Origin of the sequence: Bergeyella anatis (assembly GCF_036016955.1) — a bacterium.
Classification (GTDB): domain Bacteria; phylum Bacteroidota; class Bacteroidia; order Flavobacteriales; family Weeksellaceae; genus JAYWXI01.
In genome coordinates this window covers 292,938-301,338 of sequence record NZ_JAYWXI010000001.1, presented here as the reverse complement: position 1 = coordinate 301,338, position 8,401 = coordinate 292,938, and the positions used below count along the sequence as shown (strand labels likewise).

Genomic DNA, 8,401 nt, shown 5'->3' with positions numbered 1-8,401 from the left:
AGAATTAAAGTCACAATAAACATTATTAATTTTTTCATATTTGTCAGTTTTATGTTATTTAATGGTTTAATAATATTATTTTGCTGAGTATTATAAACAATCTCTGCTAACTACTGTATATCAACAAATCTATGTAACTTTTTTCATATTTCCAAATCGTCCAACGGGCTTTTGATTTTATTAATAGCATCAGTTGTAAAGTGCGTATAAATCATAGTGGTTTTGATATTAGAGTGCCCCAAAAGTTTCTGAATATACCGTACATCTGTCCCATTTTCCAATAAATGCGTAGCAAAACTATGACGTAACGTATGTACTGTGGCAGGCGTACGTATCGCAGCTTTTTTTATGGCCTTACGCAGCACCTCCTGAACACTTCGAGGACTGTATGGCATACCTTTTATCTGCCCCTCAAACACATAATCCGCCTTGGGATTGAGGTTTCTGTATTGTTCAGCAAGAAAAAGAATACTCTTTGGCAGCATAACCATGCGGTCCTTCTTTCCTTTAGCGCCTCGAATATGAATTTTTTGGGTATCAAAGTGCACATCACTCCATTTCACATCACATACCTCGCTTACCCGCATTCCCGTACCATAAATCATAAGCATCATCAGGCGATGTTTAGGATTTTCCACGGCCGAAAATAGTTGTTCCACCTGAGTCTTACTAAGAACCTTGGGCAGGATTTTTTCTTTCTTCGGACGAGGAATCTTAAGATACAAATCCGGGCGATCCGCCATATTTCGGTAATAAAAATTAAGCGCATTTACCAAAGTATTCCCACTGGCAGAAGCCAACCCCTTCTCCATGAGCCCCGCAAGATAACGCGTCAAGTCGCCCACCCCCAAACAAGCAATAGATTGGTCATGAAACGCCATGATAAACTGCAAAAATGCCGCACCATAATTCCGAATGGTATTATGGCTGTAATTTTTGGCCTGAAGCAAATTAATATACTCTTCCAAAAGCGCCCTTTCCTTTCCGGTAACCTGCCCCAACAAATTTTCCCGCTCTTTTTTCAGCCTAATGGCTTTTTGATTCGGTTTATTTTGGGCTTTAAGGTAGCCTTCAGGCAGCTCATTCTCCACTTTCACCTTGCCGCTTTGGGCATAAAGGGCAATGGAATCAAAAACCACCGGCGTAGCAGGAATCACATAAGCTTGATGATCCTTGCTATAACGGGCATAAACCATTCTTTTAAGAAAATCAATAACCGCGTAATCGTCGGCTGCCACCAACATATAGCGCACATCCTGCGAATACGGCCGGAACAAAAGTCGCCCTTCTGGCACACGATTTTGATTCCAAAAATCAAGACCAAAAAAATCCTCAACCTCCAAAATAGCCTCCACTTTTTGCTTACAAGAAGGATGCCTCGGCACAAAATAACACCGCTGCAAAGAATGCCAAAACACCCCTTTTACTTTTTTAAGTTCAGCCACTTTACCGGCATGGTACTTCATTTTGAAACGCCAATATTTTCCCGAATTCTCCATCTTCTCCAAAGACCTCTGAAAACGACCAGGGTTGTGACCTTGTTCTTCACCTGACTGGTGGGCACGCTCCTCTTCGAGCGTTATGGGAGCAGTTTCTCGCGGCATTGCGGGCTCCGGAAGAGTCTTTGGGTTTTCAATCGTTAAATCGGGAAAACAACGATGCAGTTTTTGGTATGCCTCTTTTTCATAAGGAAGATAAAAACACCCAAGCGTTCTGCTGTATCGAGCACCCAGACGCATCACCTCGGCTTTCACCACCGCATCGTATCGAAAAAAAATCCCGATATGATAGTCGCCCCTATGATATATTTTCTTAATCGAAACCGACATAACATTCAAAATACCAGCGACTAAATTTAGTATTTTTTTCATAACCCTCCCCGGCATCAAAATAGTCGATCAAATCTCGATTCTGCGTTAAAACCTCCCCGCATCATCCACCAAAAAACAGAAGCTCTCCAACGATTTCCCTCACGGTCCCTCGAAATTTAAACCAAAAATTTTATCTTTGCCCCGATGAAACTGAATCTTCCGGATAAGCTCTATTACTCCATTGGTGAAGTCGCCAAAGCTTTCGATGTCAACACCTCACTCATCCGCTACTGGGAGCAGGAATTCCCCATCCTACGGCCGAAGAAAAACAAAAAAGGCAATCGCTATTTCACACCGGAAGACCTTGCTAATTTAAAAATCATTTACCACTTGGTGAAAGAAAAAGGCTATACACTGGACGGCGCCCGCGTGGCATTAACCACCAACGCCAAAATAGCCGAAACCGTCTCCATGATCGACCGTTTGGAATTCGTTAAAGCCGAATTAGTCAAGCTGAAAGAATCGCTTTCCGACAAACCAACCGATTAAGCCCTCCTTCCACAACAGCCCCAAGTGCATTCAACCTTCCCGAAAGCAAAGCAAAACCCGGTCGAAAAATTTTAACGGGGCTCCGACTTCTCCCATTCTTCAGCAGCCTCGCAAAGCGTACGGTAAAACCCTTCTCCGTATTTCCGAACAAGCGGCTCTTTCAAAAATTTATATACCGGAACTTTCAATGCCTCTCCCAATTCACACGCATCACTGCAAATCGGCCATTCGTGGTAATTCAACGCCGAAAATGTGGAATAATCCGTCACCCGTATCGGATAAAGGTGGCAGGATATAGGCTTCTTCCAATCCACAGCTCCCGCCTCGTAAGCCTTTTCTATACCGCATTTGGTAATGCCTTTTTCGTCAAAAATCACATAAGCACACTCTCTTCCCTCCACCATAGGCGTCACATAATCGCCATCCATGGGATCCGTCGTCCAAGCTCCTTGACGCTCCAATGCCTCAACCCCTTCCGGCCTAAGAAAAGGCTTTACTTTATCATAAATCTGCTCCAAAAGTACCGCTTCATCTTTATCCAAAGGCGCTCCCACATCCCCCTCCACGCAGCAAGCCCCCTTGCATTTGCTCAGGTTGCAAACAAATTCTCTTTCAAAAACATCCTCCGAAATAAGTTTATCATCAATTTGAATCATAGCTAATTTTTTTAAAACAACTGAAAATAATTTAACACCTTAAAAGCCAGCATACATCCAATAATCAACCAAAGCCCCAGTTCCTTCATCCAATAATTCGGCAGAAAACGAAGCATCCGACTAAGAATGACACTTGCTGGAAAAGCCATCAGCATCAAATATTGGTGATGTTCTCCCATGTACAGCACAATGGTCGTCAGTTGAGCCATAACAAAAATAAGGAGAAAAGTATACTTAAAACGACTATCCGGGCTCTTCTCATTAAAATGATTGAAATGATCCAATACGGCATACACCAGCAGCACAACCACAGGAACAAGACTGTACAGAGATGAAAAATCCCGCCTCACCGGCCCCAAGTCAATTGGCAGATAGTCGGCATTAAAAGTCGTAAACCCTATCGTGTACATTAAACAGAAATAGGCAAAAAACACCAAAACAATACCGAAAACCAAACGAAACAAGTTAAGGGCAATTTGCCTGGAAGTAGCTATAATATGCATCACCACAAAAATCAACATCGGCCAAGTGGTAGGCAAAAACAAGTAGTTAACCGCCAAAAAAGCCCCCACCAAAAGGTACGAACGCTTCCTCACCTGATCCTCCGTACTACTGAGCACCAGAAGAAGAAACGAATTGGTCAGCAAAGACACCGAAAGCCCTAAATCCATATTTTCCGGATAAAACCCGAAAATAAAAAAAGTATAAAGAAATAAAGGCACATGAGTCTGGTACGTCAAATTCATCGGATTGAACACGAAATAAACCAGCGAAATCCCCAAAAAAGCAACCCCAGCCGAAATACTCTCCAACAAACTAAAATTCAACACATTAAAAGCCGTTATCACCAACAGAAGAAACAGAATATAAACCGGTATCGAAAAAATATTGCTTTCTTTTGAAAGTAATTTGAACATTTTTTATAAATTTGTGCAAAGTTAATTTAAAATAAGGAAATAATGACGTCTCTTTGGTTATTCTTAAGCAAGGTTTTTGTTTGGTCTTTCGGGTTCTACGACGTATTCGGCTATGTACTAAACTGGATTCTCTTTATTGTGGCAAGCGTGCTTTTCGTGTACTGGTGCTGGGAGCTTGTCGTTCCTTTGGGAAACAACAAAGACAAGGATTACACGTCGCCCTCCAAGGAAGTTCGTCCTTATTATGATCCTGAAATAATGAAAAAGGGTTAATTAATTGATAGTTGAAAAATACCGCTCTACCAATATGAAGAGCGGTATTTTTTATTTCGCTTCTACCCAAAAGCCTATTCTTTGGCTACTTTCCGTGGCATGGAATTACCAAAACGGGGATCGGTGAATTCTTGGTTAATTCTTTCGTGAGGCTTCCCACAAAAACATCATAAATTCCGCTTCTTCCATGAGAGCCCATAACGATATAGTCGGCCTTTTTTTCTTCGGCATAGTCCAAAATAATCGTCTTGGCATCCCCTTGTTTCAGGATATGTTCGCACTCTACCCCCTGAGCCGCCACCTGATCCTGAAGGGCCTTTAGTTGGCGCAACTCCTCTTTAATCTCATCTTGTTCAATTTCGGGAAAATACTGAAATCCCATATCGCCTATGGCAAAACCAATATCGGCCGGCGTTACGTGCATGAGGATGATTTTAGCTCCGGCTTCTTTGGCAAACTTCACGGCTCCATTTAGGAGGACTTCTGTAGTATCGGAAAAATCTACGGGTAAAATAAGGGTTGTCATACGCTGTTTTTTTATTCTCTAAAGTTAGCGCTTTTTTCCTTACCAAAAAAGACTTTAAATCAAAAAAAAGAGCACTACACAATAAATCCGACCAGGATCGAACAAAAGATTTTCCCCTCCGAGAGTTCGTCGTTTTTTGTTAAATTTGACCGTTTTGAGTTTACAAAAACAGAATTCCATGAAAAAAGCTTATTTACTGTTGCTTTGGCTGTTTTCTTTCAGCGGACTACTGGCCCAAATCGATACCGCCCAAATCGTGGTTCCCGGTCGAAAAAACGCCCCTCAATCGCTTGATAAACCTTACGTCATTCTGATTTCGGCCGACGGATTCCGTTACGACTACGCCGAAAAATACGGCGCTTCCCACCTCTTATCTTTAGCCGAACAAGGCGTCCGAGCCAAAGCCATGATTCCTTCGTTTCCTTCGGTAACGGGGCCCAACCATTACACATTGGTAACGGGCATGGTTCCTTCCCATACGGGCTTTGTCGATAATTATTTTATTGACGGTAAACGAAAAGATTTTTTTTCGATGAGCAAAAAAGAGAAAATTTCGGACGGCTCGTGGCTCGGTGGTCTTCCGTTATGGAGCCTAGCAGAGCAGCAAGGCGTTTTGTCCGCGTCTCTCTTTTGGGTGGCTTCCAATAGCGATGCCGGAGGATTACGCCCGACTTATTACTACGACTATCACGAAAAATTCGATGCAGAACAAAAAATCAATATTGTCTTAAACTGGCTAAAACTTCCCGAAGAACAACGTCCGCACTTCATCAGCTTATATTTTCCCGAAGTGGACAAAGCCGGTCATCTCTTCGGCCCCGAAAGCCCGCAAACCATTGAGGCGGTTCGTTACGTCGACAAAGCGGTGGGACGGCTCATCGAAAAGGTAGAACAACTTGGCCTTGAAAAAGTGAATTTCATTTTCGTTTCCGACCACGGCATGATCGGGGTCGACACCTTAAATCCCATCCCTATTCCCTCCTTCCTTCAGGATCCGGAACGTTTCAGTTGCGTTAACGGACAAACGCTACTAAGGGTTCACGTCAAAAACCCAACCGAAACCGCTTCCGCATTACGTAAAATCCAAGCTCTTAAAGACCAAAGATTTAAAGTCTATCGAAGTGAAAATTTTCCTAAAAAATTACGCTACCGAAAAACCGACGACCGTTTCAACCGAATAGGCGAGCTGCTGCTCGTCCCGAAAGCTCCCTCTATTTTTGCCGACGAAAAAAGTTTGGTCAAGGTCGGAAAACACGGCTATAACCCTTACAAAACCAAAGAAATGCAGGCTGTATTTTTTGCCAAAGGCTCGGCTTTCAAATCCCGAAAAGTCATCGCTCCTTTTCCAAACACCAACCTCTATCCCATCATTGCCCGCATTTTAGGTCTTCCCTACACGCACCATATCGATGGCTCGCCAAAAACCGCAAAGCAAGTTCTAAAACCAGACACCTCCCACTAAACTTCGCCTTTCCAAAGGTGAGCCAATTGGATAAAATCTTCTACGGAAAGTTCTTCGGCACGGCAATTCATAAATCCGTGCTGGCTTAAATGTTCAGGAACCCCAAGCGGCTTAAGCGCATTGGAAAGTTTTTTCCGTCGTTGATTGAATCCCGTTTTTACGATTTGTTTAAACAATGTTTCAAGCCCCTGAAGCCCCTCTTTAGGAGCAAATTTTAATCTGATGACTCCGGATTTCACCTTCGGAGGAGGATTAAACACGTTTTCATGAACGGTAAAAAGATACTCCACCTTATAATACGCCTGAATCAAAACCGAAAGAATACCGTAATCTTTGGTCTTCGGAACCGCCGCCGTACGCTGGGCGACCTCTTTTTGAAACATCCCGACCATTTCGGGAATTTGATGGTAGTGCTCTATGATTTTAAAAAGAATTTGCGATGAAATATTGTACGGAAAATTCCCAATGACCGCCAACGGCTCTCCTTTCATGGGAGAAAAATCGGTTTTGAGAAAATCGCCCACAAACCTTTCCTCAGTCAGCGAAGCATAATTGGCCTTTAAAAAAGCAATGGACTCTTCATCAATTTCCGCCAAATAAAGTTCCGCTTTTTTTTCCAAAAGGTATTTGGTCAGAACGCCCGTACCAGGACCAACCTCCAACACATAACGGTAATTTTCAAAAGAAAGAGCCTCCACTATCTTCCGGGCGATATTTTCATCGGTAAGAAAATGCTGGCCTAAATGTTTTTTTGCTTTAACAATCATAATCACACTTGATCTTGGTTTTTTTATCGGAAATCTGCGCCGCTCGGCAATGCTTCTTATAGGATTGCTGATGCGTTTTTTCAAACTTTAACAGGCTTTATCCTCCTCGAAATTCCTATCTAACTGCTATTTTACGCCGCCAATTTTTTATCCGTTTCGGGCAAATTTCGGAAGATTTTTTCTATTTTAGCCGAAAAATTTCATGTAATGGCAAGAAGTGTAGACGAATTCAATAAAAGAAGACTCCGTTCCAGCAATATTACCGTGGTGATTTCCATCGCTTTGGTGCTTTTTCTTCTCGGGCTGATGGGGTTGATTTTAATCAATGCAGAAAAATATTCGGACTACATCAAAGAGCAATTGGTGGTCAATGCGTATTTCGATGATAACTTCGACCGAACCGACTCGGTTAAAATCATGAAACTCGAACAGGAAGCTTACGCCAAAATCCAAACGCTAGCCCCCGTAAAAAAAGCCACCTACATCACTCGGGAAATGGCCACGGAAGAAGCCAAAAGAAGTATGGGAGTGGATGGTGAAGCACTTTTTGACGCCCATATTTTCCCCTCTTCCGTCGAAGTGGCTCTAAAACCGGAGTACGTGGATCCTGCCAAAATTGACAACGCCATTAAACAACTAAAAGCCGTCCCCGGCATTGTGGACGTGAAAAATAACAGCACCCTGATGGTGGAAGTTTACAACAACCTAAAGCGGATTCTTAACTGGATGTTGGCCTTCTCGGTTTTGTTTTTGATTTTAGCCATAGTGCTGATTAACAATTCGATTCGTCTAAAAATATTCTCTAAACGATTCATTATCAAAACCATGCAGTTGGTCGGAGCTCGCCGAAGATTTATCCTTAAACCTTTTGTGAGAGAAGCCATCCTTTTGGGACTATTAGGGGCCTTGTTCGGGCTTTTGGCCTTGTTCGGGGTATGGTATTATTTCACCTTGGAAATCGGCCAAGCTTTCGTTCAGAACGAGCAACAATACCTTTGGCTGGTGCTTTTGGTTTTCGGAATTGGCGTATTCATTACGGTGATGAGCACCGTGGTGGCCACATGGCGTTTCCTTAAAACCAACATCGACGATTTATATTACAATTAAAAGATCCTATGGCTAAAAAACCTAAGAATCTCCATCCCAAAATCGAAAATTTGGATGGAAAATCAAAAGATACCCGTTCCAGCGGTTCCTATTACTTTGGGCGCGAAAATTACCGTTGGATGCTCATCGGTTTGGCTTTGATCCTCAGCGGATTTCTTTTGATGCTCGGCCCCGATGCCAATACCGTGGACGGCGTATACAGCCCCGACTATTGGAATGACGGGATTTTCTCTTTCCGAAGAATCCGAATCGCTCCTCTGCTTGTCATCTTGGGATTCGGAGTGGAAGTTTATGCCATTCTCAAAAAAAACCGTTAATCTAATAAAAGCGACC

General features: G+C 42.8%; 10 protein-coding genes. 5 read left to right on the top strand and 5 right to left on the bottom strand.

The features are described 5' to 3' along the window. Positions 1-143: 143 nt before the first annotated feature. Positions 144-1,871 carry a site-specific tyrosine recombinase/integron integrase gene (gene xerA / locus VQ048_RS01555; protein WP_327609912.1) on the bottom strand — a complete coding sequence of 576 codons (1,728 nt, stop codon included), beginning with the start codon at positions 1,869-1,871 and terminating at the stop codon, positions 144-146. 144 nt (positions 1,872-2,015) lie between these two features. Between xerA and VQ048_RS01550 the strand changes: the two genes are divergently transcribed. After that, a complete protein-coding gene (locus VQ048_RS01550) occupies positions 2,016-2,360 on the top strand; it encodes a MerR family transcriptional regulator (RefSeq protein WP_327609911.1) in 345 nt (114 codons plus the stop codon). 71 nt (positions 2,361-2,431) lie between these two features. Here the strand turns inward: VQ048_RS01550 and VQ048_RS01545 are convergent, their stop codons facing one another. After that, the gene (locus tag VQ048_RS01545) at positions 2,432-3,016 is read right to left on the bottom strand and encodes a DUF3109 family protein (RefSeq protein ID WP_327609910.1); all 585 of its coding nucleotides are present in this window, start codon (positions 3,014-3,016) and stop codon (positions 2,432-2,434) included. 11 nt (positions 3,017-3,027) lie between these two features. Beyond that, positions 3,028-3,933 (bottom strand): DUF6427 family protein, encoded by a 906-nt coding sequence (locus tag VQ048_RS01540; RefSeq protein WP_327609909.1) that lies wholly within the window; start codon positions 3,931-3,933, stop codon positions 3,028-3,030. A 42-nt stretch (positions 3,934-3,975) separates the two neighbouring features. Here VQ048_RS01540 and VQ048_RS01535 point away from each other — a divergent pair, with 42 nt between their 5' ends. Further along, complete coding sequence (locus VQ048_RS01535; protein ID WP_327609908.1) at positions 3,976-4,206, top strand: DUF6341 family protein; 231 nt, start codon at positions 3,976-3,978, stop codon at positions 4,204-4,206. A gap of 85 nt (positions 4,207-4,291) precedes the next feature. Here the strand turns inward: VQ048_RS01535 and VQ048_RS01530 are convergent, their stop codons facing one another. Further along, positions 4,292-4,732, bottom strand: coding sequence for a universal stress protein (locus tag VQ048_RS01530; protein ID WP_327609907.1), 441 nt, complete (start codon positions 4,730-4,732; stop codon positions 4,292-4,294). Positions 4,733-4,910: 178 nt separating this feature from the next. On the opposite strand from VQ048_RS01530, the gene VQ048_RS01525 reads away from it, so the two are divergent. Then, positions 4,911-6,194 carry an alkaline phosphatase family protein gene (locus VQ048_RS01525; RefSeq protein ID WP_327609906.1) on the top strand — a complete coding sequence of 428 codons (1,284 nt, stop codon included), beginning with the start codon at positions 4,911-4,913 and terminating at the stop codon, positions 6,192-6,194. Here the strand turns inward: VQ048_RS01525 and rsmA are convergent. Continuing rightward, complete coding sequence (rsmA, locus tag VQ048_RS01520) at positions 6,191-6,961, bottom strand: 16S rRNA (adenine(1518)-N(6)/adenine(1519)-N(6))-dimethyltransferase RsmA (RefSeq protein ID WP_327609905.1); 771 nt, start codon at positions 6,959-6,961, stop codon at positions 6,191-6,193. The genes VQ048_RS01525 and rsmA overlap by 4 nt on opposite strands. 207 nt (positions 6,962-7,168) lie before the next feature. Here rsmA and VQ048_RS01515 point away from each other — a divergent pair, with 207 nt between their 5' ends. Continuing rightward, the gene (locus tag VQ048_RS01515; protein ID WP_327609904.1) at positions 7,169-8,068 is read left to right on the top strand and encodes a cell division protein FtsX; all 900 of its coding nucleotides are present in this window, start codon (positions 7,169-7,171) and stop codon (positions 8,066-8,068) included. Between the two features lie 8 nt (positions 8,069-8,076). After that, positions 8,077-8,385: a DUF3098 domain-containing protein gene (locus tag VQ048_RS01510; protein WP_327609903.1), complete on the top strand. Its 309-nt coding sequence runs from the start codon at positions 8,077-8,079 to the stop codon at positions 8,383-8,385. Positions 8,386-8,401: the final 16 nt, after the last annotated feature.

What these genes read in the sequence shown, in the direction of transcription:
- VQ048_RS01550 (WP_327609911.1), top strand. Translation starts at nt 2,016, where the DNA reads ATGAAACTGAATCTTCCGGATAAGCTCTATTACTCCATTGGTGAAGTC.
- VQ048_RS01510 (WP_327609903.1), top strand. Translation starts at nt 8,077, where the DNA reads ATGGCTAAAAAACCTAAGAATCTCCATCCCAAAATCGAAAATTTGGAT.
- VQ048_RS01540 (WP_327609909.1), bottom strand. Translation starts at nt 3,933, where the DNA reads ATGTTCAAATTACTTTCAAAAGAAAGCAATATTTTTTCGATACCGGTT.
- VQ048_RS01535 (WP_327609908.1), top strand. Translation starts at nt 3,976, where the DNA reads ATGACGTCTCTTTGGTTATTCTTAAGCAAGGTTTTTGTTTGGTCTTTC.
- VQ048_RS01530 (WP_327609907.1), bottom strand. Translation starts at nt 4,732, where the DNA reads ATGACAACCCTTATTTTACCCGTAGATTTTTCCGATACTACAGAAGTC.
- VQ048_RS01515 (WP_327609904.1), top strand. Translation starts at nt 7,169, where the DNA reads ATGGCAAGAAGTGTAGACGAATTCAATAAAAGAAGACTCCGTTCCAGC.
- rsmA (WP_327609905.1), bottom strand. Translation starts at nt 6,961, where the DNA reads ATGATTGTTAAAGCAAAAAAACATTTAGGCCAGCATTTTCTTACCGAT.
- xerA (WP_327609912.1), bottom strand. Translation starts at nt 1,871, where the DNA reads ATGAAAAAAATACTAAATTTAGTCGCTGGTATTTTGAATGTTATGTCG.
- VQ048_RS01545 (WP_327609910.1), bottom strand. Translation starts at nt 3,016, where the DNA reads ATGATTCAAATTGATGATAAACTTATTTCGGAGGATGTTTTTGAAAGA.
- VQ048_RS01525 (WP_327609906.1), top strand. Translation starts at nt 4,911, where the DNA reads ATGAAAAAAGCTTATTTACTGTTGCTTTGGCTGTTTTCTTTCAGCGGA.